This window comes from Sphingomonas chungangi (assembly GCF_013778325.1).
GTDB classification, from domain to species: domain Bacteria; phylum Pseudomonadota; class Alphaproteobacteria; order Sphingomonadales; family Sphingomonadaceae; genus Solisphingomonas; species Solisphingomonas chungangi.
Map to the genome: position 1 here is coordinate 465,640 of NZ_JACEIB010000001.1, position 21,564 is coordinate 487,203.

A 21,564-nucleotide genomic window follows, 5' to 3' on the forward strand; every position below is an offset into this window, starting at 1 on the left:
GCTTAGCGGCCCCTCATGCCGTCGAACACGTCCGCGAAGGCGGGCTGGTTGGAATGGCTGATGCTGGAGCGCGCCGCCTCGATCACCAGCGGCAGCGGATGGCCGTGGAGCGAGGCGATGATGATCTGCTTCACCACATGATAGATCGACGCGTCGCTCTCGATCACCTGGCGGCAGCGATTGCCGAAGGGCGCGACGATGCCGTAGGCGAGCAGCACGCCCATGAACGTACCGACGAGGGCCGAGCCGATCATCGCGCCGAGGATCGCCGGCGGCTTGTCGATCGAGCCCATCGTCTTCACCACGCCGAGGACGGCCGCGACGATGCCGAGTGCCGGGAGCGCGTCGGCCAGCGACTGGAGCATGTCGGCGGGGCGGATGTCGTCGTGGTGGTGGGTCTTGAGGCTGTTGTCCATCACCTCCTCGACCGCGTGCGGGTCGAGCGTGCCGGACGACACCACGACCAGGCGCAGCGTGTCGCAGATCAGGTGGACGAGCGTCGAATCCTTGAGAAGCTTCGGATAGTTGGCGAACACCGTCGAGGACTTTGGATCCTCGATATGGGGTTCGACCGCCACCGGGCCATCGGTGCGCAGCATCTTCATCAGCGTCGAAGTGAGGAAGATGGTGTCGAGGAAGTCCTGCTTCTTGTACTTCGGGCCCTTGAAGATCTTGGCGAAGCCGCCGCCGAACTGCTTGAGCTCCTTCATCGAGTTGCCCGCGACGATCGCGCCGATCGCGGCGCCGCCGATGATGATCATCTCGTGCGGGATCGATTCCATCACGGGCTTCAGGTCGCCGCCGGTGAAGGCGAAGCCGCCGAACACCATGCCGAGAAGGACGACGAGGCCGATCGCTGCGAACATTTTCTGACGGACCCCTGTTAATGCACGTGGCGGTTCCCCTTCGTCCTACCCTCCAAGGTGCAAACGAAAGGTGAAGTTAGCGGCGTCGTAACCGTGATTTTTCATGTGGCGGTTGGTCTAATTGGGCCGAAAACGACGAGGCCGGGGCCACCTGCGCGGACCCGGCCTCACGACTTCGGTCGCCCGTTTCAGCTCAGCTTGTCGAACAACGAGGTCTTGCTGATCTGCGCCAGCATCGATTGCGCCGCGTTCAGGATCGTCATCTTCTGCTGCATCTGGGTGTAGGCTTCGGTGACGTCCGTGCTCTCCAACGCGGAGCGCGAGGTGGTGAGGTTGGTCTTGTCGTTCGCGAGATCGTCCGCGGCGTTGTTCAGTCGCGTTTCGCGCACGCCGAGATCGGACTGCGCGTTGGAGATGTGGGTGGAGGCGTCGTCCAGCGCGTTCATCGCGTTGTTGACAGCGGTCTGGTTGAGCGTGCCGCTGCTGTCGCCCTGCAATGACGAGATGGCGTTGCCCAGGATCGTGTCGAGGCTCTGGGTGCCGCCGCTGCTGAGCGAGACCGAGCCGAACACGTCGTCATAGCTTTCGCCCGCTGCGATGGTCACGCCGTTGCCGATCGGGATCTGCGTCGGCGAACCCTTCGCATAGAGTGCGTTGCCCGACGAATCGGTCGCCTGCGATGCGGTCTGCAGGCTCTGCTGGATGCCCTGCAGCTCGGTGATGGCGGCGGTGCGCTGGTCGGCGGACAGGGTGCCGTTCGACGCGCTCAGCATCAGTTCCTTGGCGCGCTGCACCGAGGTCTGGATGCTCGACAGGCTGGTATCGACCAGCGAGGTGGTCGCCTGCGCGTTGGTGACGTTGCTCGTATAGACCGCGTTGGCGGACTGCTGGCGGCCGATCTGCGCGATCTGCGCCTGCGCCGCCGGATCATCCGATGCGACGTGAACCTTCACCTCCGACGAGATGTCGTAGTTCAGGTCCGAGATCTGGTTCTCCAGCGCCTGCTGGTTCTTGATCGATGAGGTGAGCGAATAGCTGGTGTTGAGCATCGGTCCCTAGCCTCAGAACAGATCGAGGATGGATTGCATGGTCTGCTGCGCGGTCTGGATGACCTTGGCCGCGCCGCTATAGGCCTGCTGGTAGCGGATGAGTTCTGCCGCCTCGGTGTTGAGATCGACGCCGCTGGTGGCGTTGCGCGCGTCCATCGTCGAGGAGGCGACCGAGGAGGCGGCGGTGTCGGCCGACTTGGCCGACGCGACCGTCTGGCCCTGCACCGTCACCATGCTGCTCCAGGTCTGCTCAAGGCCGGTCGAGCCTTGCAGGCTGGAGAGGGTCAGCAGGTTGCCGTTCGACGCGCTCGACGTCGCGCTGGCGATCGTGCTGGTGTCGCTGGTCGTCACCTTGATCGTCGCGGCGGTGGTGCCGGAGAGGAGCGCGCCGCCGGCCGTACCGGACGAGGTCTGCCCCTGCGCCTGCCAGGCGTTGACGGCCGCCGTGAAGTCGGACGCCATCTTGTCGAGCTGGGTACGGCGATCGGCGACGGTGGACGCGCTCTGGATCAGGCCGCCCAGCTTGCCGCCCGGATTAGTGACCGAGGTCGATGCGCCGTTCTGGATCGCCTGCAGCGCCAGCGCGCCGTTGGCGCTCGACGTGATCGCGAAGCGCGTTCCGCTGGTGCCGGTCGAGGCGGTGAGCGGCTGGCCGCTGTTCGCAAGCGTCACCGTCGCAACGCCGTTGTCGCCGATCGAGACGTTGATGCCGACATTGCTCGACAGCGTGTCGAGCAGGCCGTCGCGCTGGTCGGCGAGGTCGGCCGCCTGCGAGGAACCGGCCTGGGTCGACTTCAGCTGGAGGTTGAGCTTGTCGATCTGGTCCAGCGTCGAATTGATGGACTGGACCGTCGTGGTCGCATCGGTCGCGATCCCGCTCGACACGCTGGCGAGCGAGGTGGCGGTGGTGTTGAACGCGGTCGCCGTCTGGCCGAGCGTCGAGAGGAAGCTTTGCCGGTTGGCGGTGCTGTTCGGATCGCCGGCGAGCGCGGTGCCCGCCGAGAAGAAGGCGGTCGCGCTCTGGCCGACGCCGTTGGCGGTGTCGTTGAGCGCGGTTTCCGCATTGGAGAGCCAGGTATAGACGGCATCCGCGCTGCCCGCATCGCCGGCGGCGGAGCGGGCGGCTTGCGCCTGATAGTCGTTCCAGGCGCGCTGCACCGAAGCGCTCTGCACGCCGTTGAACTGGATCGAGTTCGACGAACCGAGGCCGGTGCCGCCTGCGACATTCTCGGTCAGCGTGACGGTGCGCCGCGTATAGCCTGCGGTATCGGCGTTCGACACGTTCTGGCCGATCGCCGACAAAGCGGTCTGATACGAGCGGACGCCCGATGCGCCGATGCCGAGAAGGTCGCTCATGACGGCGCTCCGGTAGCCACCTTCGCGGTGGCGAGGCTGGTGATGTCGGGCTTGGCGATAGCCGTTGCCGCAGCCGCTGGCGCACCGGCCTGCTTGGCGACGGTGGCGCCGAGCTGCTTCTCCAGCAGGTCGGCGAGGTGCAGCACGCCCTTCTGCGACATGGCATCTGCGGTCTTGCTGTCCGCCATGTCCTGGAACTGCTGGGTCGCCTCGCTGTCGAACATGCCGTCGCCGAGGCTGGCCTGCCGCATCGTGCCGATCATCTGGCGCAGGAAGACCGCCTCGAACTGCTGCGCAGCCGTCTTCAGCTTGGCCTTGTCCGTGCTGACCTTGTCGGTCGTGGCGGCGGTGGCGAGTTTGGGGAGTGCCTGGATCATAGGATGATCAAGTCCGCTTTCATGGCGCCGGCCTGCTTCAGCGCCTCGAGGATGGCGACGAGGTCGGCTGGCGAGGCACCGATGGCATTCACCGCCTTGACGATGTCCGACAGGCTGGAGCCGCCGGTCAGGAACATCGGCGACGACTTCTCGTCGACCGAGATCGCACTGTTGGGGACGACCGCCGTCTGGCCCTGCGAGAAGGGCGCGGGCTGCGAGACCTGGGGCTTTTCGTCCACCTTCACCGTGAGCTTTCCGTGACTGACGGCCGCCGGCGCGATGCGGACCGCACCGTTGATGACGACCGTTCCCGTCCGGGCATTGACGACCACGCGGGCGGCGGCGTCGGCCGGATCGACCTCGATATCCTCCAGCCGCGCCATCAGCGCGGTGCGGCTCTCGGCACCCGGGGGCGCCTGGATCGCCACGGTGGTGGCGTCGATCGCCTCGGCATGGCCGGGCCCCATCACGGCGTTGATCGCGGCGGCGACGCGCTGGACCGTCGTCAGGTCCGCTTCGCCGAGGTTAAAGTTGATCGTGGGCGAAGTGGCGAAACCGGCATCGACCGACTTTTCGACCGTGGCCCCGTTCGGTATGCGGCCGGCGGTGGGCACGTTGACGATGACGTTCGAGCCGTCCGCCGCCGTCGCGCCGAGACCGCCGACCGCGAGATTGCCCTGCGCCATCGCATAGACCTGGCCGTCGGCGCCGTACATCGGCGCCATGATCAGCGTACCGCCCCGAAGGCTCTTGGCCTTGCCCAGCGCCGAGACGGTGATGTCGAGCACCTGGCCCGGCTTGGCGAAGGCGGGCAGATCGGCGGTGATCATCACGGCCGCCGCATTCTTGTTGGCGGGGATGATACCCGGCGGGATCTGCAGGCCGAAGCGCGAGGCGACGCCCTTCATCGCGTAGGTGGTGTATTCGAGGCTATCGTCGCCCGTGCCGGACAGGCCGACGACGACGCCGTAGCCGGTCAGCTGGTTGGTGCGCAGGCCCTGCCACTGGCCGAGATCCTTGATCCGGTCGGCGTGGGCGGGCGCAGACACCAGTCCGATGGCGGCGAGGGCGAGGAGGAGAAGGCGCTTCACGTCTCGGGTCCTCTAAAAGGGGCTGACGCGCGAGAAGAAGCGACCGAGCCAGCCCTGGGTGCTGGCGCGCGCGATCTCGCCCTTGCCGGTGTAATTGATCTGCGCGTTCGCCACGCGGGTGGAGAGCACGGTGTTCTGCGAGTCGATGTCCGCAGCGCGGATCAGACCGGAGATCTGGATGACCTCGTCGCCGCGGTTGAGCGTCAGGTGCTTCTCGCCGCGGATCATGTAGACGTTGTTGGGCAGCACCTGTGCGATGGTGACGGTGATGTTGCCGGTCAGCGCGTTGGATTGCGCCGCGTCGCCCTTGCCCTTGAACGCCCCGTTGCCGCCCATCGACGCGTCGGTCGACGAGAAGAAGGAGAGCGGGCCGGTAGTCGGCGGGGTGAGGCCGATGCTGCTTGTCCGGGTGGTGTCGGCGGAATTGCTCTTCTGCGCCTGCGTCGCCTCGACCAGCTGGATGGTGACGAGATCGCCGACCATCGCGGCGCGGGAGCCGGAAGTCAGCGGCGCATAGCCGTAGGAGGCGTGGAAGATCGCGCCGTCCGCCGGCGGGGCGGGCGGGGCGATCGGCATGGTCGCCGCGAAATCGGTGACCTGCGGCTGCGTCTTCTGTTTGCGCGCGTCGGCCGGGACGGCGACGAGCGTCGCAGCGAGACCGAACAGGCTGGCAGAGAAAGCGAGGGTGCGGAGCATCGTGGGGGCTATCCGTCCGATCACATGTTCTGGTTGGCGAACTGAAGCATCTCGTCCGTCGCCTTGATCATCTTCGAGTTCACCTCGTAGGCGCGCTGCGTCTCGATCATGTCGACCAGCTCCTCGACGACGTTGACGTTCGAGGCTTCGAGCGAGCCCTGCTCGATCGTGCCGCGACCGTCCGTGCCGGCGTCGCCCTGCTGCGGATTGCCCGAGGCATCCGTTTCGATCAGCATGTTGTTGCCGACCGCCTGCAGGCCCGACGGATTGACGAAGCTCGCCAGCTGGATCTTGCCGAGCTGGGTGGAGGCGGTGCTGCCGGCGGTGGTCGCCGAGACGGTGCCGTCCGCGCCGATCGTGATGTTGGTCGCGCCGTCGGGGATCTGGATGTTGGGAACCAGCGGGCGGCCGTCCTGCGTCACGATCTGGCCCTCGGCCGAGACCGAGAAGTTGCCGTCGCGGGTGTAGGCGGTGGTGCCGTCCGGCTGCTGGATCTGGAAGAAGCCCGAGCCCTGGATCGCGACGTCGAGCGCGTTGCCGGTCTGGTTGATCGAACCCTGCGTGTCCGAGCGCGAGGTGCCGGCCAGCTTCACGCCGCCGCCGAGCGCGGTGCCCTGGGTATATTTGTCGTCGCCCGACGAGGTGGCGCCCGGCGCGGTGATATACTGGTAGGACAGCGTCTCGAAGTTCGCGCGGTCGCGCTTGAAGCCCGTGGTGTTCACGTTCGCGATGTTGTTCGCGATGACCTGCATACGCTCCTGCTGAGCGTCGAGGCCGGTGCGGGCGACATGGAGGGCGGCGGTGGTCATCGGATCAGATCCCTGTGTAAAGCGGTATCGGGGATATCAAAGCAACAAGCGTGCCAGTTTTATTGGCCGTTCATGTCCATCAGCTGCGCGGTGGAGGTGTCCATCTCCTTGGCGCCGGCCAGCATCTTCACCTGGGTTTCCCAGGCGCGGCTGGCGTCGATCATGTCGGTCAGCGTCTTGGTGACTGAGACGTTCGATCCCTCGAGCGTGCCCGAGGTGACGCGGGCGTCGGGATCGGAGGGCAACGTGCCGCCGTTGGCGACGTGGAACAGGCCGTCGTCGCCCTTCTCGATCTTCGATCCCTTGGCGGAGACGAGCTTGAGCTGCCCCATCTTCTGCGGCTGGTTGGCATCGCCGCCCTGCGGCACGATCCAGATCGCGCCGGTTTTGTCGACGCGGACGCTGTCGGCGGGCGGCAACGTGATCGGGCCGCTGTCCCCCATCACCGGCAGTCCGTCGCCGGTGGTGAGCAGGCCGCTGTCGGCCACCTGCAGGTCGCCACGGCGGGTATAGGCCTCGGTGCCATCGGTGGCCTGGACGCCGAGCAGCGCGTCGCCGTCCATCGCGACGTCGAGATCGCGGCCGGTGGCGACATTGGCGCCGGCGTCCATGTCCGCCGAATCCTTGCTGTCGGCGGCCTGCGCGCGGGCGGAGATGCCCCCGTTGGAGGGCATGTACACCGCCTGCGCATTGGTCATGTCGCTGCGGAAGCCGGTCGTATTGACGTTGGCGAGGTTGTTCGCCGTGATCGCCTGCTTCTGCATCAGCGCCCGCATGGCGGACAGCGAGGTGTAGATCAGCTGATCCATCGTCGGACTTCCTTACAATGCGCCGCTATCAGTTGATGACCTGGAAGATGGAGTCGACCATCTGCTTGTCGGTATCGATCGCCTTGGCGTTCGCCTGGAAGTTGCGCTGCGCCGAGATCAGGTTGACCAACTGGGCCGAGAGGTCGACGTTCGACATTTCCAGTTCGCCCTGGGCGATGGTGGTGTCGCCGCCGGCCGCGCCGACCTGCGCGGTGCCGCTGTTGCCGGTCGCCTGCCAGTTGGTGCTGCCCATCTGCTTCAGGCCGCTCGGGTTGGTGAAGTTGGCGAGCGCGACGGCGCCCAGCTTCACCTGCGAACCGTCCGAATAGGTGGCGGTGACGAGGCCGTTGTCGCCGACGGTGAGGTCGGAGAGCTGGCCGATCGTGTTGCCGTTCTGGCTGGAGGTCACCGTCTGGAGCGCGAAGCTGCCCTCCTGCGTGGCAGTGCCGTAATTGAAGCTGACCGCCATCGGGGCCGAGGCGCCGGTCGGCGTCACCGCACCGTAGGTGACGGCGCCGGTCGGCGAGGTGAGCGCGCCGGTGGTGTCGAAGGTCAGCGTCGGCGCGGTGGTGCTGCCCGAGGGGAAGACCTCCTGATCGCCGACATAGGTGTGCGCCACCCACTGCGACGTGCCGGTCTTGGTGCCGTCGGCGTTGGTCGTCAGCGCCTGGGTGTGCTCGTAATAGACGGTCGCCGGAATGGCGTTGCCCGCCGAGTCATACACGGTCGTCGAGGACGTGCCGTTGTAGGTGCTCGGATCGTTCTTGTTGAAACTGGTGTCGGCATGGGTCGCCGCGTCGGTCGGGAAGGTCATCGACAGGTCGACATCGGTGGTCGCCTTCGGGTTGCCGTTGGTGGTCGGCACGTGCAGCGTCTTCATCGCGCCGGTGCCGGTCGCGGTGACGTTGCCGAGTTGGTCGACCGGGAGGACCTGCAGCGCGTTGCCGCTGGCGTCCACCACGTTGTCGGTCTTGGGGTCGAGCTGGAAGCTGCCGGTACGGGTGTAGTTGAGCTGCCCGCCGGTGCTTTGCGCCTGGGTAACGAAGAAGCCCTGGCCCGAGATCATCAGGTCGAGGCTCTGGCCGGTGGTCTGCTCGGAGCCTTGGGTGAAGGACTGGGAGATGCTCTTGGTGCGTGCGCCCTGGCCGACCACCGAGTCACCCGACTGGTAGAGCGACGAGGAGATCACGTCGGCGAACTGCGCGCTCGACGACTTGAAGCCGTTGGTGCCGACGTTCGCGATGTTGTTCGCGGTGACGTTGAGGTCGGTCTGAGCCGCGTTGAGGCCGGAGAGCGAGGTGTAGAAGCTGGTCATGGTGAAGGGCTCCTAGGAGGAAGGGGTCAGGAGAGGCTGAGGACGTCGGAGGGGTTGATCGTGCCCAGCGTGGTGGTGAGCTGCGCCGAGCTGCCGCCGGCCGGCGAGTTGACGCCGGTGATGGTCGCCCAGGTGGAGACTGTGGGATTGACCGCGCCCGACGCATTGGCGGCGGAGGTGACGACGGAGAGGGGGCCGGTTGCCTGCGTGCCGTCCGAAAGCTTGCCGTCCCAGGCGAAGTCGATCGTGCCGGCCTTCTGGTTGGAGAGCGTCTGGGTGTAGACGGTCTTGCCCGAGCCATCGACGAGGCTGACGTTCATGCTGGTGGCGTCGGACGGCAGCGTGATCTCGCCGGCATAGCCGCCGTTGGTGAGCGGCTGCGCGGTGGAGGAGGAGACGAGCGCCGCCTTGCCGATCCAGCTGGCGGCATCGCCGATGCGGTTGCCCTGCATTTCGGCGAGCATCGACTTCATCGAGCTGTTCATCTCGGTGATGCCCTGCACCTCCGACATCTGGCTCATCTGCTGCACCATGGTGTTGGAATCCATCGGCGCGGTCGGGTCCTGCATCGTCATCTGCGCGGTGAGCAGCTTGAGGAAGCCGGCCTGGTCGATCGTCGAGTTGCCCGTCGTCGCCGCGGTGGACGACGAGGAGGAGGACGACGTGCCGTACAGGCTGCTGAGATAGGAGTTCGAAGTGTCGGTGGTGGCGGTCATTTTTCGATCCTCAGGGTGTCGAGGGTGAGCTGCTTGGCGGTCTGCATGACCTGGACGTTGTTCTGGTACTGGCGCTGGGTTTCGATCATATCGACCAGCTCGGCGGCGCTATCGACGCCGGCATCCCAGACGTTGCCGTCCTTGTCGGCCAGCGGATTGTCGGGGTCGTGGCGCTTGGTCGGCTGGGTGTTGGACTGGACGACCGAGGAGACCTTGACGGTCGACACGCCCGGAGCGTCCGAAACCTGCTGGAAAACCGGCTTCAGCGCGCGGTAGGCGGTCGCTTCCGAGCCCGAGACGGTGCCGGCGTTGGCCATGTTCGAGGCGACGGTGTTGAGGCGCACGATCTGCGCGGACATCGCCCGCCCGGCGATGTCGAACACCGACATGGGAGCGCTCATCACTGATCTCCTTTCAGGGCCTGCATCACCGTGTCGACACGGCCCTGCAGGAACTGGAGCGTGGTCTTGTACTGGACCGCATTCTCGGCGAACTGGGTCTGCTCGACCGGCAGCTCGACGGTGTTGCCGTTCAGCGAGCTCTCGACCGGCACGCGGTAGCCGACGTTGCCCTCCACGGCGTCGTCGACGCTGCCGGCCTGCTGCCCCGTGGCGGCGTCGAGCGCCTTGTTGAAGTCGATGTCGCGGGCCTTGAAGCCCGGCGTCGCCGCATTGGCGATGTTGGAGGCCAGCATCGACATGCGCTGCGAGCGGATCTGCAACGCCGTGCCGTGGATGCCGAAGAGAGCGTCGTCGCTGCCCATAAAAATCGTGCCTCTGGCCTCTAAAGTTTTGCCCGCCGCTGCCGTCCTTGGTTTCGAAGGGGTCGGCCCCGATGGGTGCGCAGCCGTTCTAGCAACAGCCGTGCCAAGTCGGGCCGAGGGAGCAAAAGGTCAGGGTTTCGGGGACTATCGCGCGGGGGCGGCAAGCCCTTGCCGGTGGGCGGCAAATTTTTGCCGGTCGCTTTGCCGGCCGGCCTGTGGCGGGGGTTTTCGGCAGGTGGACGGCGCGATCTTTCTCGATCCCGTGGCGATCGCGCTGGTCTTCGGCGGCTCGGCGGTGGTGGCCGCCGTCCGCTCGACCGGCTCCGATCTCGGCCGCGCGGCCGGAGCGCTGGGGCCGCTGTTCCGCACGCGCGCGGACGCCGAGGCGCAGGCCGCCCGCGTCGCCGTCAACCGCATCGCCGAACGCGCCGCCCGATCCGGCATCGGCGCCGCCGAGCGCGCGCCGGTCGTCGAGCGCTTCCTGTCGCGCGCCGCCGCCCGCCTCGCCGACGCGCCCGATCCGCAAGCCTTCATGGCTTGGGGCGAGGCCGAGCTTTCGGCGCGCGCCGAGCGCCACGCCGCCGTCCACGCTGTCTGGCGCTCGGCCGCCGATGCCGCGCCCGCCATGGGCATGATCGGCACCGTCATGGGCTTGATCCGCATGTTCTCCGCGATGGACGATCCGGCGAAGATCGGTCCGGGGATGGCGCTGGCGCTGCTCACCACCCTCTACGGCGTGATCGTCGCCAACTGCATCGCCGGCCCGATCGCGGCGCGGCTGGAGCGCCTCTCCCGGTCCGAGTTGCTTTGGCAGAAGGAAGCGCTGGAGCGCCTCGGCCAGATCGCGCGCGAGGAGCAGGGCGGCCCGCTCGAAACCCGCGTCGCGCGGATCGAGGCGCGGCTGCGCGCCGCCGCCTGATGCGCCTGCCGGCGCTCACCACAGGATCGACCGGAGGCTCGCGCTGGGCGATGAGCTTCGCGGACCTGTGCCTGGTACTGCTCGGCTTCCTGCTGCTGGTCCAGGCGCATCGCGGCGATCCGGCGGCGCTCAACGCCGGCCTGCGCGCCGCTTTCGGAGCGGACGCGCCCAAGACCTACGACGAGACGGCGGCTACCCTGTTCGAGCCGGGCGAAGCGATCCTGCTGCCGGGTGCCCGCGCGCACTTCCGCTCGATCGGCCACGATGCGGCGGGGCAGGGCGCGATCGTCCACGTCGAGAGCCTCGGCAGCGACGCCGCCGCGCGCCGCTTCGATGGATGGGAGCTGGCCGCAGCCCGCACCGCCGCCATCTCCCGCGCGATCGCCGAGGGCGGGCTGAACACGAGCAAGATCGACCTTTCGATCGACGGCACCGGCCCCGCCTCGAGGCAGGCCGGCCAGCATGTGAAGGTCACGGTTACGACCAAAGGCGGGTGAGCTTTAATTTTAGAGTGAATACGCGTTAACCAAATCTTTGGCACATCCGTTGCTTATGAGCGCCCATGACGGGAGCATCGCTCATGACACGCACGGGGTTCGCCCTGATCCTGCTGATGGCGGGGACGCCGGCCATGGCCGCGACCGACGCGGCGGGATTCGAAGATCTTGGCAAGCTGGAAGGCCGCGTAATCGGCGCCTTGGATGCGGATGTCGGCCAGCCCGGCGGACCGGTCACGCACCTCGACCGCCGGCTGAAGCTGCAGCCCTGCCCACAGACCGTCACCATCGATCCCCCCGCACTCGGCGCCGTGGCGCTGCGCTGCGAATCGCTCGGCTGGCGCATCCGCGTGCCGCTGGTGAAGTCGCCCAACGCGCAGGCGGTCGCCAACGCCACCGCCGTCGGTAACACTTCGCCCGCCGCGATCTACCAGCCCGTTCAGCCGCAGACGCCGGCGCTGATCAAGCGCGGCGATCCCGTCCAGCTCATCGCCGGCGACGGCGGCTTCACCGTCAGCACGGCGGCGGTCGCGCAGGAAGACGGGCGCCTCGGCGGCCGTATCCGCGTGAAGCCCGCCGACAAGGGCCAGATCGTCATCGGCATGGTCGAAGACAGCGGCCGCGTTCGCGCGTCGGCCTTCTGAGGGATTGGCAGCATGATCAATTCCGTCACCGGCACCAGCAGCGCGATCTCCTCGATCGGCACGTCCTCCGCTCAGCGCGGCGAGGGCGCGCAAAAGCTCGCCCGCACCGGCGCTGCCGCCGAGGATCGCGCATCGATCTCCAACACCGTCGCGCAGATGGCCGCCGAGGGTGCGCCGATCGAGACAGACCGCGTCTCCGCGCTCAAGGCCGCGATCAAGGCCGGCACCTACAAGGCCGATCCGCAGGCGATCGCCAAGGCCATGATCAAGGCCGACATGGGAGGAAACCAGTGAGCACCGCTCCCCTGGAAGCCCTGATCGCCGAGCAGAAGGCGCTGATCGCCGCGCTCGACGGCGACGATGTGGAGGGCATCGCCCGCGCCACCGCCTCGGTGCAGGACGCGCTGACTCGCATCCATGCGCTCAAGCCGCGCTTCGTTTCCAACGATGCCAAGGCGCTCGCCGAAGAGGCGATGGCGCTGACCGACGCCGCGCGCGTCCGCGTCAACGTGCTCGCCGACATGACCTCGCGCCGCCTCGGCCGCCTCGCTTCGGCGACCGGCAAGGGCAAGGCGACCCAGACCTACGGCCGCACCGGCCGGATGGCCTACTGAGGGCTCACGCGATGACGCTGACCATCATCCGGGGCAACAACGCGTTCGCGGGCGAGCTGGATAGCGCGACCGCCGCGTCGGCCACCGGCGGCCGCGTGCAGAACGCGATCGCCTCCGCCTCGGCCTCGACCGGCGTGGACTTCCACTATCTCTACCACCAGGCGCGCATCGAGAGTGGGCTGAACCCGAACGCCAAGGCCTCCACCTCCAGCGCGTCGGGCCTCTACCAGTTCACCGAGCAGACCTGGCTCGCCACGATGAAGCAGCATGGCGCCGAGCACGGCCTGAACTGGGCCGCCAACGCGATCACGCGCGGATCGAACGGCCATTTTTACGTGTCCGACGCGGCGACCAAGCAGGAGATCATGGCGCTGCGCCAGTCGCCCGAGACTTCGGCGGCGATGGCGGGCGAATATGCTTCCGACAATCAGGATTACCTGCAGGCCAAGCTCGGCCGCGCGACCACGCCGACCGATCTCTACATGGCCCACTTCCTCGGCCCGGCGGGCGCTGCACGCTTCCTGAAAGCGCTGGATTCGAACCCCGACGCCTCGGCCGCCTCGGTGATGCCGGCGGCGGCGCATGCCAACAAGTGGGTGTTCTGGGACAAATCCGGCAACGCCCGTTCGCTGGAGCAGGTCTATCAGCGCTTCGCCGCGCGCTTCGAGCAATCGACGCCGGATGCCGGATCGACCTCGACGCAGATGGCATCGGCCACGACCACCCAGCCGACCGACACCGCCGCCGACATCGCGCGCATGCAGCTCGCGGCGCTCAACGGCACGACGGAGGGCACGACGGTGTCCACCGCCGACGCGACCCAGCTCAATTCGGCCACTGCGATGGCCCCCAGCCCGCAGACCGCGCGGCTGGCCTACCTCATGCTCGCTTCCCTCGGAGTCTGACGACAGATGGCGACCGTTGCTTTGAACAAGCGCGTTTGGATGGATGCCACGAAGGGTGCGATCCTGCCGATCGCCGCTTTGACGCTCGTCGCGCTGATGGTCGTGCCGATGCCAGCCTTCATGCTGGATATCGGCTTCATCACCAACATCGTCATCAGCCTCGCGGTGCTGATGGTGGCGCTGAACGCCGCCAAGCCGCTCGATTTCTCCGCCTTCCCGACCGTTTTGCTGTTCGCGACCCTGCTGCGCCTCGCGCTCAACGTCGCCTCCACCCGCGTGGTGCTGGTGCACGGGCATGAGGGCGATGCGGCCGCCGGCCACGTCATCGAGGCGTTCGGCAGCTTCCTGATCGGCGGCAACTACGCCGTCGGCATCTTCGTCTTCGCGATTATCATGATCATCAACCTGGTGGTGATCACCAAGGGCGCAGGCCGCGTGTCGGAAGTCTCGGCGCGTTTCACCCTCGATGCGATGCCCGGCAAGCAGATGGCGATCGACGCCGATCTCAACGCTGGCCTGCTGACCCCGGACCAGGCCAAGCTGCGCCGCCAGGAAGTCGCCACCGAGGCCGATTTCTACGGTTCTATGGACGGTTCGTCGAAGTTCGTGAAGGGTGATGCCGTCGCCGGTGTGCTGGTGCTCGTCGTCAACATCCTCGGCGGCCTGATCCTGGGCGTCGTCAGCCACAAGATGGCGATCGGCGATGCCGCCAAGAATTACGTCCAGCTCGCCATCGGCGACGCGCTGGTCGCGCAGATCCCGGCGCTGCTGCTGTCGATCGCGGCGGCCTCGATCGTCACCCGCGTCAACTCGCCGCTCGATCTCGGCGGGCAGATCACCCAGCAGTTCGGTTCGGCCAAGGCGTGGACGCCGGTGGCCGGCATCCTCACCATCCTCGGCGTGCTGCCGGGCATGCCGCACGTCATCTTCCTGCCCGCCGCCGCGCTCGCCGGTTTTGCCGCCTGGAAGCTGCGCAACGCCGATCAGCTGAAGAAGGCCGAGGCGGAAGTCGCCGCCAAGGCGCCCGCCGCCACGCCCGCCAACCCTGCCTCGATCGGCTGGAACGAGGTCTCCAACGACGCGCCGCTCGGCCTCGAGGTCGGTTACGGCCTCGTCAGCCTCGTCGACGAGCGCAAGGGCGCGCCGCTTATGGCGCGGATCACCGGCATCCGCCGCCAGCTCTCCAAGGAGCTCGGCTTCGTGATTCCGCTGGTGCGCGTCCGCGACGACATGAACCTCGCCCCCAACGCCTATCGCATCACCGTCGGCGGTGTCGTGGTGGGTGAGGACGAGTGCCACCCCAACGATCTGCTCGCACTCGATTCGGGCGATCTCGCCGCCACCGTGCAGGGTCGCCCCGCCAAGGACCCGACCTTCGGGCTCGACGCGGTGTGGATCAGCCCGGACAAGCGCGGCGAGGCCGTGATCGCGGGCTATACCGTGGTCGATCCGTCGACCGTGCTGGCGACCCACCTCAACCACCTGATCATGACGCACGCCGCCGATCTGTTCGGCATGGACGAGGCGCAGAAGCTGCTCGACGAGCTCAAGGAGAAGGCGCCGCAGCTGGTCGCGGGCATCACGCCCGCGCCGCTCAGTCTCTCGCAGATCGCCAACCTCTGCCGCTCGCTGCTCCTGGAAGGCGTGCCGCTCAAGGACTTCCGCCGCATCGCCGAGGCCATGGCCGACGCGGCGCGCGACGAGAGCGATCCCGTCCAGCTGGTCGAGCAGGTCCGCCGCCGCATCGGCGCGCTGATCGTCCAGACCATGGTGCCGGTGCGCATGCCGCTCCCGGTCGTGACGCTCGACGCCGGGCTGGAGAGCCTGCTCACCCAGGCGGTCCGCTCGGGCCCGAACTCGGCGCATCCGATCGAGCCCGCGCTGGCCGGCCGCATCGTCCAGGCGGTCACCGAGGCGGTGGCGCCGATGGTCGGCGAGGCGCGTCGCTTCGCGATCGTCACCTCGCCGATCGCGCGCCGTGCGCTCGCCCGCCTGCTCAAGCCGCATCTGTCGGACGCGCCGGTGCTGTCCTTCCTCGAAATCCCCGACGGCAAGCCCGTCGAGGTGGTCGCCGTGGTCGGCGGACAGGCCCCGCAGGTGACCCATCGTGAGCCGGAGATGGCGCGATGAACATGATGACCTACGCCCGCAAACCGCAGCGCCAGACTCAGGCGTCGCTGGTCAGCGCGCACATGCCGCTGGTCCGCAAGATCGCCTGGCACGTCCATGGCCGCGTCTCGAACGCGATCGACATCGAGGACCTCGTACAGATCGGCATGGTCGCTTTGGTCGAGGCGGCGAACGGCTACGAGGATCGCGGCCACGCTTTCTCCACTTATGCGGGGATGCGCGTGCGCGGCGCGATGATCGATCACCTGCGCCGCCACGCCAGCCAGTGCCGTTCCGGCATGGCCAAGCGCAAGGAGATCGCCAAGGTCCGCGCCGAGATCGAAGGCAAGCTGGGCCGCGCGGCTTCTGAAGCCGAGATGGCGCAGGCGATGGGCCTCGACGCCACCAGCTTCCGCGAGATGGCCGACGCCGCCGAGAGCGTGCGCCACGAATCACTGGACGAGGTCTATTCGGACCAGTCGATGTGGTTCGCCGATGTCGAGGAGGGCGCCGACGAGCAGCTCGATCGCGGCCGGCTCGGCGAGGCGCTGGCCGAGCATATCGCCCAGCTGCCCGAGCGCGAGGCGATGGTCCTCCAGCTCTATTTCGTCGAGGAATTGAACCTCGAGGAGATCGGGCAGGTGCTGGATATCGGCGCCGCGCGCGTCTGCCAGATCAAGAAGTCCGCGCTCGACAAGCTGCGCGGGCGGCTCGCCGACTTCCGCTGACGTTGCGGCATGGCCGACATTTGTCGGCCGGCCCGAGCGGGCGTATCATTCCATCGGTGGCGATCCGCTGCCGGAGGAAGGATATGACGTCGCTCGAACGGCATCTCTTCAACTATGCCGAATATCACCGCGATCACCGCAACGTTCTGACCCACATGGTCGGCATCCCGCTGATCGTGTTCGCGGTGGATGTGCTGGCCTCGCGGCCGATCGTCGCGATCGGCGATCACATGGTGGTGACACCGACGATGCTGCTCTCCGTTCTGTCGGCGATCTTCTACCTGCGGCTGGACCTGCGCTTCGGGCTGGCGATGACGGCGCTGCTTGCGCTTGGCGCCTGGGCCGGGCTGGTCGTCGCCGGCATCTCGACCGCGACATGGCTGACGGTGGGTGTCGGCGCGTTCGTGGTCGGCTGGGCGATCCAGTTCCTCGGCCATCATTATGAAGGCCGGAAGCCCGCTTTCCTCGACGACATTCGTGGCCTGATCGTAGGCCCGCTATTCGTCGTGGCGGAAATCGGCTTCGTGCTGGGCGCGCGCCTCGAGGTTCGCGACGCGATCGCCCGCACTCAGTTGCCGTCGTCGTCCTGATCCTGCTTCGGCGGGTGGCTCGGCAGCACGCCGAGCTTCGCCTGGATGCGATCGAGCCGCGTGCCGATCTCCGAAAATCCGCTGCGCGTCATGTCGTTGAGCGATGACACGCCGGCCGGCTGACGCTGGTCGAGCGCCAGGCGCAGCATGTCGAGCTGGTGCTGCACGTCGGCGACCGACGCCGGTGCACCGTTGGGTGAGGCGACGGCAAGCCGGCTCGCCGCGGCATCCAGCCGGGCGGACGCATCGTCGAGATGCTGGACGAGCTGCGGCACCCGGCGCAGCGCATCGCGCTCTGCCACGGCCTCCTCGCGCGCTACCCCGGCACGGGCCAGCGTGCGGCTGACCGCGATCAGGCCGCCCAGCGAGATCAGGCTGGTGAACAACGCCAGGCAGACGATCGCCAGCAGCAGCCTGTGGGGGTTGGAGCCGGCCGGCACCGTTTCCCGCGGCGGGAAAGGCGCGGATGTCCCGCCGGCCGGCTCCTCCGCCTCGGCCGCCGGTTCCGGGGCTTCGGCAGATTCGGATGGCGCAGGCGCTTCGATCTCGGCGACGTGCTCGGTCGACGGTGTCTCCCCCGCAGCCTTGCGGCCGCGGCGCGGTACACGCCGCGGCTCGGGCTGCGGCTCCGCGACCTCCAGAACGGGCGCGGGCGCTTCGATCGGGGCGGCCTCGGCGGCAGCCACCATCTCGAAATCGTCGAACACCAGTTCCTCGTCGGCTTCGTCGCCGGGGAAGTCGGGGAGGGAGGGGTTGCCGTCGCTCATGGGCTTGCCTGTCTGTCGGAGCGTGCGCGTCGAAAGAAGAAATGGCCTCCGGCGCGGGGGAGCTGTTGCGCCGGAGGCCAAAGCCTCAAGTCAGAACCGTGAGGTCCTTACTGGAGGAGCTTGAGCACGCCCTGCTGCGACTGGTTCGCCTGGGCGAGCATCGCGGTGGCGGCCTGGTTGAGGATCTGCGCCTTGGCGAGGTTGGTGGTCTCGGCCGAGAAATCGGCATCGGCGATGCGGGACTTGGCGTCCGTCAGGTTGGTGACGTTGTTGGTCAGGTTGTTGACCACAGAGTTCAGCTGGCTCTCCGAAGCGCCGAGGCCGGCGCGGACGGTGTTGACCGTCTTCAGGAAGGCATCGGCGCTGTCGATCGTGGTGTTGGCGTTCGCCACCGAGGTCACGTCCATCTGGCCGGCGGTCGCCGTGGCGTTGGCCGCCAGCACGGCGGTCGCCTTGCTGGTGTCGAGGTTGCCGATCTTGACGTCGACGGTCTCGCCGTTGTTCGATCCGGTCTGGATCGTGAACTTCGTGCCGGCGCCGCCGTTGGTCGTGTCGAACAGCGCGGTGCCGTTGAACTTTGTGTCGGTCAGCGTCGAGCTGATCTGCGACTTCAGCTGGGTGACTTCCGCCTGCATGTTGGTGCGGTCGTCGGCCGAGTAAGTGCCCGAGGCGGACTGCACGGCCAGCTCGCGGATGCGCTGGACCATGTTGGTCACCTCGTCCAGCGCGCCGTCGGCGGTCTGGGCCAGGCTGATGCCGTCATTGGCGTTGGAGATCGCCTGGTTCATGCCGGTGATCTGCGACTGCATGGAGTTGCTGATCGCGAGACCCGCGGCGTCGTCCGAGGCCGAGTTGATGCGCTTGCCCGAGGACAGGCGGGCCATCGCCGTCTGGAGCTCGTTGTTCGCCATGCGCGAGCCGTTCTGGGCACGCAGCGCGGCGCTGTTGGATGCGATAACGGTCATGTCGAATTCCTTTTCCCGCTCTGGAGCCGGAAGGGCCTTCGATGACCGCCTCGGCTACATGATGATTAACGGCGCAAAGCCCGAAACCTTTAGGTTTTTGGCCGGAATTTTTCTCTCCGAACCAGGTGCTTGCGCCAAAAAGAGAAATGGCCTCCGGCGCGGGGAAGCAAATGCGCCGGAGGCCATCGCCTCAAGTAGGAACCGAGGTCCTTACTGGAGAAGCTTGAGGACGCCCTGCTGCGACTGGTTCGCCTGGGCGAGCATCGCGGTGGCGGCCTGGTTGAGGATCTGCGCCTTGGCGAGGTTGGTCGTCTCGGCGGAGAAGTCGGCATCGGAGATGCGCGACTTGGCATCGGTCAGGTTGGTGACGTTGTTGGTCAGGTTGTTGACCACCGAGTTCAGCTGGCTCTCCGAAGCGCCGAGGCCGGCGCGGATCGTGTCGACCTGCTTCAGTGCATCGTCGATGCCGCCGGTCGTCGCCAGCGTCAGGTTGGCGTCGGCCGCCGTGTCGACCTTCAGCGACAGCGCGGTGGTGACCTTGTCCAGCTTGCCGACCACGATGTCGACGGTCTGGCCCTTGTCGGAACCGGTCTGGATCGTGGTGGTCACGTCGGCGGTCTTGCTGAACAGCGCGGTGCCGTTGAACTTGGTGTCACCGATGATGTTGGTGATCTGGTTCTGCAGCTGGGTGACTTCCGCCTGCATGTTGGTGCGGTCGTCGTCGCTGTAGGTGCCCGAAGCCGACTGCACGGCCAGCTCGCGGATGCGCTGCAGGTTGTTGGTCACCTCGTCCAGCGCGCCGTCGGCGGTCTGCGCCAGCGAGATGCCGTCGTTGGAGTTGCTGATCGCCTGGTTCATGCCGGTGATCTGCGACTGCATGGAGTTGCTGATCGCGAGACCCGCGGCGTCGTCCGAAGCCGAGTTGATGCGCTTGCCCGAGGACAGGCGGGCCATCGCCGTCTGGAGCTCGTTGTTCGCCATGCGCGAGCCGTTCTGGGCACGCAGCGCGGCGCTGTTGGATGCGATAACGGTCATGTCGAATTCCTTTTCCCGCTCAATGAGCCGGGGTGGTCTGCATGACCGTCTCGGCTACGAACCGGGTAACGACGTGGGACAGGCGAGATTTAGCGAGCGCCGCCGATGTTTTTTACCAACGTCGCGTTAACCATGCCCGCTCGCCAAACCGCCCCACGCGCGCCTTCGCGGGTCGTACGGGCGGGATTCCGCCGGGCGCGCGCGTGCCTCACGTACGAGCGTGCCTGCGCGCGTTAACCATTTGTTTGCCACGATCGGCGAAATTGCCCTGGTCGGTGGATACCGGCGGGGAGCCAGTATGAACGTGATTGGGATCAGTGCCCGTGCAGCCCAGCAAAACCCGGCAATTTCCGCCTGGTTGGCGGGTGTCGGCATCGCCGTGCGCCCGGTCGACGTGGCGGCCCAGCCGGCCCGCGACGAGGTAAGGATTCTGGCGGCCGACGAGATTTCGCGCGCCACCGTCCGCGATATCCTGATCGAGACCGGCGAAAATGTCGCTCCGGCCCTTATCCTTTCGTCGAAGGGCATGCCGGCGCGCATCCGCTTCGGCTTCGAGGACATGGCGTTCGGCCTGGCGCTGCTCGCCGAGCTGGTCCGCCCCGAGGCGCGGCCGGCGGTGGGCGAGCCGGAGAGCGCGATTTACCTGAAGCTCGCCGAGAAGGTCGCCGGCTCCGACGCCACCGTGCTCGTCCTCGGCGAGACCGGCACCGGCAAGGAGGGCATCGCCCGCTTCATTCACGCGTCCAGCCCGCGCATCGACAAGCCCTTCGTGGCCGTCAACTGCGCCGCGCTGCCCGACACGATGCTGGAAGCGATCCTGTTCGGCCACGCCAAGGGCGCCTTCACCGGTGCCGCCGGCGCCTCCGAAGGCCTGTTTCGCGCCGCCGACGGCGGTACTCTTTTCCTCGACGAGATCGCCGAGATGCCGCTCGCGCTGCAGGCGAAGCTGCTGCGCGCCGTGCAGGAGCGTGAGGTGCTCCCCGTCGGCGCCACCCAGCCGGTGAAAGTCGACGTCCGCATCATCGCGGCGGCCAACCGCGAGCTGGCGATCGAGGTGCAGGAAGGCCGCTTCCGCGCCGATCTCTACTGGCGCCTCAACGTCATGCCGCTGGCGCTGAAGCCGCTGAAAGCCCGCCGCCTCGACATCCGCGCGATTACCGCGGCGCTGATCCTCCGCCACACCCGCGAGGGCGAGAGCGTCGCCTGGCCGACCGCCAACGCGCTCGACCGGCTGATGGCGCACGAGTGGCCCGGCAACGTCCGCGAGCTCGACAACGTCATCCAGCGCGCGCTGCTGCTGCGCATGGGGGACCGCATCGAGGCCGACGATCTCGCCATCGAGGTGATGGCGCAGGCTGCTCCCCAGCTTTCCATCGTCCCGTCGATCGTTCCGGTCGCCGGCAACCTCGCCGAGGTCGCCCGCGCGTCCGAGATCGAAGCGATCCGCGTCGCGCTGGAAGAGACCGGTGGCAGGCGCCTGCTCGCCGCCGCCAAGCTCGGCATTTCCGAACGGACCCTGCGCTACCGGCTCGCCGAGATGCGCGGGCTCAAGGCCGCCTGAGGGATAGACGATGACCACGATCAACGCTTCCAGCCTGATGGCGCTGAGGAACCAGATCCTCCAGCAGAACCAGGCGCTGCAGAAGGCGGCGGCCTCCGGCCCGCAGTCGATCACCGATATCGCTGCCACGGCACCGACCACCGGCACGCAGGCGACGACGGGCACCGATTTCGGCGCGACGCTGAAGGGCGTCCTCGATCAGGTCAACGGCGCGCAGTCGAAGGCCGAGGATCTCTCCGTCGCCTACGAGCGCGGCGAGACCACCGACATCGCGTCTGTGATGCTGGCCCGCGAAAAGGCTTCCGTCGGCTTCCAGGCCACCCTGCAAGTCCGCAACAAACTCCTGTCCGCCTACAAGGACATCATGAGCATGTCGGTGTAAT

26 protein-coding genes are annotated in these 21,564 nt (G+C 67.3%); 11 read left to right on the forward strand and 15 right to left on the reverse strand.

What is annotated here, in order from left to right:
* Nucleotides 1-2: 2 nt before the first annotated feature.
* The 12 genes from motA to flgB all read right to left on the reverse strand — a co-directional run bounded on the left by motA (nucleotide 3) and on the right by flgB (nucleotide 9,847).
* Nucleotides 3-866 carry a flagellar motor stator protein MotA gene (gene motA / locus HZF05_RS02310; RefSeq protein WP_160364995.1) on the reverse strand — a complete coding sequence of 288 codons (864 nt, stop codon included), beginning with the start codon at nucleotides 864-866 and terminating at the stop codon, nucleotides 3-5.
* 188 nt (nucleotides 867-1,054) lie between these two features.
* Nucleotides 1,055-1,915, reverse strand: a complete 861-nt coding sequence (locus HZF05_RS02315; RefSeq protein WP_160364996.1) for a flagellin — start codon at nucleotides 1,913-1,915, stop codon at nucleotides 1,055-1,057.
* 12 nt (nucleotides 1,916-1,927) lie between these two features.
* Nucleotides 1,928-3,271 carry a flagellar hook-associated protein FlgK gene (gene flgK, locus HZF05_RS02320; protein ID WP_160364997.1) on the reverse strand — a complete coding sequence of 448 codons (1,344 nt, stop codon included), beginning with the start codon at nucleotides 3,269-3,271 and terminating at the stop codon, nucleotides 1,928-1,930.
* Nucleotides 3,268-3,648: a rod-binding protein gene (locus tag HZF05_RS02325; protein WP_160364998.1), complete on the reverse strand. Its 381-nt coding sequence runs from the start codon at nucleotides 3,646-3,648 to the stop codon at nucleotides 3,268-3,270. Before HZF05_RS02325 ends, flgK begins: the two co-directional genes overlap by 4 nt.
* Nucleotides 3,645-4,739 carry a flagellar basal body P-ring protein FlgI gene (locus HZF05_RS02330; protein ID WP_160364999.1) on the reverse strand — a complete coding sequence of 365 codons (1,095 nt, stop codon included), beginning with the start codon at nucleotides 4,737-4,739 and terminating at the stop codon, nucleotides 3,645-3,647. Before HZF05_RS02330 ends, HZF05_RS02325 begins: the two co-directional genes overlap by 4 nt.
* A 12-nt stretch (nucleotides 4,740-4,751) precedes the next feature.
* Nucleotides 4,752-5,435 (reverse strand): flagellar basal body L-ring protein FlgH, encoded by a 684-nt coding sequence (locus tag HZF05_RS02335; protein WP_160365000.1) that lies wholly within the window; start codon nucleotides 5,433-5,435, stop codon nucleotides 4,752-4,754.
* Between the two features lie 20 nt (nucleotides 5,436-5,455).
* A complete protein-coding gene (gene flgG / locus HZF05_RS02340; RefSeq protein WP_160365001.1) occupies nucleotides 5,456-6,244 on the reverse strand; it encodes a flagellar basal-body rod protein FlgG in 789 nt (262 codons plus the stop codon).
* Between the two features lie 59 nt (nucleotides 6,245-6,303).
* Nucleotides 6,304-7,053, reverse strand: coding sequence for a flagellar basal body rod protein FlgF (locus tag HZF05_RS02345; protein ID WP_160365002.1), 750 nt, complete (start codon nucleotides 7,051-7,053; stop codon nucleotides 6,304-6,306).
* 28 nt (nucleotides 7,054-7,081) lie between these two features.
* Nucleotides 7,082-8,368, reverse strand: a complete 1,287-nt coding sequence (locus tag HZF05_RS02350) for a flagellar hook protein FlgE (protein WP_160365003.1) — start codon at nucleotides 8,366-8,368, stop codon at nucleotides 7,082-7,084.
* Nucleotides 8,369-8,394: 26 nt separating this feature from the next.
* The gene (locus tag HZF05_RS02355) at nucleotides 8,395-9,084 is read right to left on the reverse strand and encodes a flagellar hook assembly protein FlgD (protein WP_160365004.1); all 690 of its coding nucleotides are present in this window, start codon (nucleotides 9,082-9,084) and stop codon (nucleotides 8,395-8,397) included.
* Entirely contained in the window at nucleotides 9,081-9,485 is a 405-nt protein-coding gene (gene flgC, locus HZF05_RS02360; RefSeq protein ID WP_281367371.1) for a flagellar basal body rod protein FlgC, read from the reverse strand. Before flgC ends, HZF05_RS02355 begins: the two co-directional genes overlap by 4 nt.
* Nucleotides 9,485-9,847: a flagellar basal body rod protein FlgB gene (gene flgB / locus HZF05_RS02365; RefSeq protein ID WP_160365005.1), complete on the reverse strand. Its 363-nt coding sequence runs from the start codon at nucleotides 9,845-9,847 to the stop codon at nucleotides 9,485-9,487. Before flgB ends, flgC begins: the two co-directional genes overlap by 1 nt.
* A 235-nt stretch (nucleotides 9,848-10,082) precedes the next feature.
* Here flgB and HZF05_RS02370 point away from each other — a divergent pair, with 235 nt between their 5' ends.
* The 9 genes from HZF05_RS02370 (at nucleotide 10,083) to HZF05_RS02410 (ending at nucleotide 16,853) form a co-directional block, all read left to right on the forward strand.
* Nucleotides 10,083-10,766, forward strand: coding sequence for a motility protein A (locus tag HZF05_RS02370; protein ID WP_343046814.1), 684 nt, complete (start codon nucleotides 10,083-10,085; stop codon nucleotides 10,764-10,766).
* A complete protein-coding gene (locus tag HZF05_RS02375) occupies nucleotides 10,766-11,263 on the forward strand; it encodes an OmpA family protein (RefSeq protein ID WP_160365007.1) in 498 nt (165 codons plus the stop codon). Before HZF05_RS02370 ends, HZF05_RS02375 begins: the two co-directional genes overlap by 1 nt.
* Nucleotides 11,264-11,346: 83 nt before the next feature.
* Nucleotides 11,347-11,907 (forward strand): flagellar basal body P-ring formation chaperone FlgA, encoded by a 561-nt coding sequence (flgA, locus tag HZF05_RS02380; protein ID WP_160365008.1) that lies wholly within the window; start codon nucleotides 11,347-11,349, stop codon nucleotides 11,905-11,907.
* Nucleotides 11,908-11,919: 12 nt separating this feature from the next.
* Nucleotides 11,920-12,201: a flagellar biosynthesis anti-sigma factor FlgM gene (gene flgM, locus HZF05_RS02385; protein ID WP_160365009.1), complete on the forward strand. Its 282-nt coding sequence runs from the start codon at nucleotides 11,920-11,922 to the stop codon at nucleotides 12,199-12,201.
* Nucleotides 12,198-12,521, forward strand: a complete 324-nt coding sequence (locus HZF05_RS02390; protein WP_160365010.1) for a hypothetical protein — start codon at nucleotides 12,198-12,200, stop codon at nucleotides 12,519-12,521. Before flgM ends, HZF05_RS02390 begins: the two co-directional genes overlap by 4 nt.
* Before the next feature lie 11 nt (nucleotides 12,522-12,532).
* Nucleotides 12,533-13,426 (forward strand): transglycosylase SLT domain-containing protein, encoded by an 894-nt coding sequence (locus HZF05_RS02395; RefSeq protein ID WP_160365011.1) that lies wholly within the window; start codon nucleotides 12,533-12,535, stop codon nucleotides 13,424-13,426.
* Between the two features lie 6 nt (nucleotides 13,427-13,432).
* On the forward strand, nucleotides 13,433-15,556 hold the full coding sequence (gene flhA / locus HZF05_RS02400) for a flagellar biosynthesis protein FlhA (protein WP_160365012.1): 2,124 nt from the start codon (nucleotides 13,433-13,435) through the stop codon (nucleotides 15,554-15,556).
* 5 nt (nucleotides 15,557-15,561) lie between these two features.
* Nucleotides 15,562-16,263, forward strand: a complete 702-nt coding sequence (locus HZF05_RS02405; RefSeq protein WP_160365244.1) for a sigma-70 family RNA polymerase sigma factor — start codon at nucleotides 15,562-15,564, stop codon at nucleotides 16,261-16,263.
* A gap of 83 nt (nucleotides 16,264-16,346) precedes the next feature.
* Nucleotides 16,347-16,853 (forward strand): Mpo1 family 2-hydroxy fatty acid dioxygenase, encoded by a 507-nt coding sequence (locus HZF05_RS02410; protein WP_160365013.1) that lies wholly within the window; start codon nucleotides 16,347-16,349, stop codon nucleotides 16,851-16,853.
* On the opposite strand, the gene HZF05_RS02415 is transcribed toward HZF05_RS02410, so the two are convergent.
* The 3 genes from HZF05_RS02415 to HZF05_RS02425 form a co-directional block, all read right to left on the reverse strand.
* A complete protein-coding gene (locus HZF05_RS02415) occupies nucleotides 16,832-17,620 on the reverse strand; it encodes a hypothetical protein (RefSeq protein WP_160365014.1) in 789 nt (262 codons plus the stop codon). The two genes, HZF05_RS02410 and HZF05_RS02415, sit on opposite strands and share 22 nt — an antisense overlap.
* A gap of 107 nt (nucleotides 17,621-17,727) precedes the next feature.
* Complete coding sequence (locus HZF05_RS02420) at nucleotides 17,728-18,585, reverse strand: flagellin N-terminal helical domain-containing protein (RefSeq protein ID WP_160365015.1); 858 nt, start codon at nucleotides 18,583-18,585, stop codon at nucleotides 17,728-17,730.
* Nucleotides 18,586-18,795: 210 nt separating this feature from the next.
* Complete coding sequence (locus HZF05_RS02425; RefSeq protein WP_160365016.1) at nucleotides 18,796-19,620, reverse strand: flagellin N-terminal helical domain-containing protein; 825 nt, start codon at nucleotides 19,618-19,620, stop codon at nucleotides 18,796-18,798.
* 298 nt (nucleotides 19,621-19,918) lie between these two features.
* Between HZF05_RS02425 and HZF05_RS02430 the strand changes: the two genes are divergently transcribed.
* Both HZF05_RS02430 and fliE read left to right on the forward strand, forming a co-directional pair.
* Nucleotides 19,919-21,181: a sigma-54 interaction domain-containing protein gene (locus HZF05_RS02430; RefSeq protein ID WP_160365017.1), complete on the forward strand. Its 1,263-nt coding sequence runs from the start codon at nucleotides 19,919-19,921 to the stop codon at nucleotides 21,179-21,181.
* A gap of 10 nt (nucleotides 21,182-21,191) precedes the next feature.
* Nucleotides 21,192-21,563 carry a flagellar hook-basal body complex protein FliE gene (gene fliE / locus HZF05_RS02435; protein ID WP_160365018.1) on the forward strand — a complete coding sequence of 124 codons (372 nt, stop codon included), beginning with the start codon at nucleotides 21,192-21,194 and terminating at the stop codon, nucleotides 21,561-21,563.
* The last annotated feature ends 1 nt before the right edge of the window (nucleotide 21,564 follow it).

Coding starts and splice junctions, on each gene's coding strand:
- motA (WP_160364995.1), bottom strand. CDS start 866: ATGTTCGCAGCGATCGGCCTCGTCGTCCTTCTCGGCATGGTGTTCGGC.
- HZF05_RS02315 (WP_160364996.1), bottom strand. CDS start 1,915: ATGCTCAACACCAGCTATTCGCTCACCTCATCGATCAAGAACCAGCAG.
- flgK (WP_160364997.1), bottom strand. CDS start 3,271: ATGAGCGACCTTCTCGGCATCGGCGCATCGGGCGTCCGCTCGTATCAG.
- HZF05_RS02325 (WP_160364998.1), bottom strand. CDS start 3,648: ATGATCCAGGCACTCCCCAAACTCGCCACCGCCGCCACGACCGACAAG.
- HZF05_RS02335 (WP_160365000.1), bottom strand. CDS start 5,435: ATGCTCCGCACCCTCGCTTTCTCTGCCAGCCTGTTCGGTCTCGCTGCG.
- flgG (WP_160365001.1), bottom strand. CDS start 6,244: ATGACCACCGCCGCCCTCCATGTCGCCCGCACCGGCCTCGACGCTCAG.
- HZF05_RS02345 (WP_160365002.1), bottom strand. CDS start 7,053: ATGGATCAGCTGATCTACACCTCGCTGTCCGCCATGCGGGCGCTGATG.
- HZF05_RS02350 (WP_160365003.1), bottom strand. CDS start 8,368: ATGACCAGCTTCTACACCTCGCTCTCCGGCCTCAACGCGGCTCAGACC.
- HZF05_RS02355 (WP_160365004.1), bottom strand. CDS start 9,084: ATGACCGCCACCACCGACACTTCGAACTCCTATCTCAGCAGCCTGTAC.
- flgC (WP_281367371.1), bottom strand. CDS start 9,485: ATGAGCGCTCCCATGTCGGTGTTCGACATCGCCGGGCGGGCGATGTCC.
- flgB (WP_160365005.1), bottom strand. CDS start 9,847: ATGGGCAGCGACGACGCTCTCTTCGGCATCCACGGCACGGCGTTGCAG.
- HZF05_RS02375 (WP_160365007.1), top strand. CDS start 10,766: ATGCGCCTGCCGGCGCTCACCACAGGATCGACCGGAGGCTCGCGCTGG.
- flgA (WP_160365008.1), top strand. CDS start 11,347: ATGACACGCACGGGGTTCGCCCTGATCCTGCTGATGGCGGGGACGCCG.
- flgM (WP_160365009.1), top strand. CDS start 11,920: ATGATCAATTCCGTCACCGGCACCAGCAGCGCGATCTCCTCGATCGGC.
- HZF05_RS02395 (WP_160365011.1), top strand. CDS start 12,533: ATGACGCTGACCATCATCCGGGGCAACAACGCGTTCGCGGGCGAGCTG.
- flhA (WP_160365012.1), top strand. CDS start 13,433: ATGGCGACCGTTGCTTTGAACAAGCGCGTTTGGATGGATGCCACGAAG.
- HZF05_RS02405 (WP_160365244.1), top strand. CDS start 15,562: ATGACCTACGCCCGCAAACCGCAGCGCCAGACTCAGGCGTCGCTGGTC.
- HZF05_RS02410 (WP_160365013.1), top strand. CDS start 16,347: ATGACGTCGCTCGAACGGCATCTCTTCAACTATGCCGAATATCACCGC.
- HZF05_RS02415 (WP_160365014.1), bottom strand. CDS start 17,620: ATGAGCGACGGCAACCCCTCCCTCCCCGACTTCCCCGGCGACGAAGCC.
- HZF05_RS02420 (WP_160365015.1), bottom strand. CDS start 18,585: ATGACCGTTATCGCATCCAACAGCGCCGCGCTGCGTGCCCAGAACGGC.
- HZF05_RS02425 (WP_160365016.1), bottom strand. CDS start 19,620: ATGACCGTTATCGCATCCAACAGCGCCGCGCTGCGTGCCCAGAACGGC.
- HZF05_RS02430 (WP_160365017.1), top strand. CDS start 19,919: ATGAACGTGATTGGGATCAGTGCCCGTGCAGCCCAGCAAAACCCGGCA.
- fliE (WP_160365018.1), top strand. CDS start 21,192: ATGACCACGATCAACGCTTCCAGCCTGATGGCGCTGAGGAACCAGATC.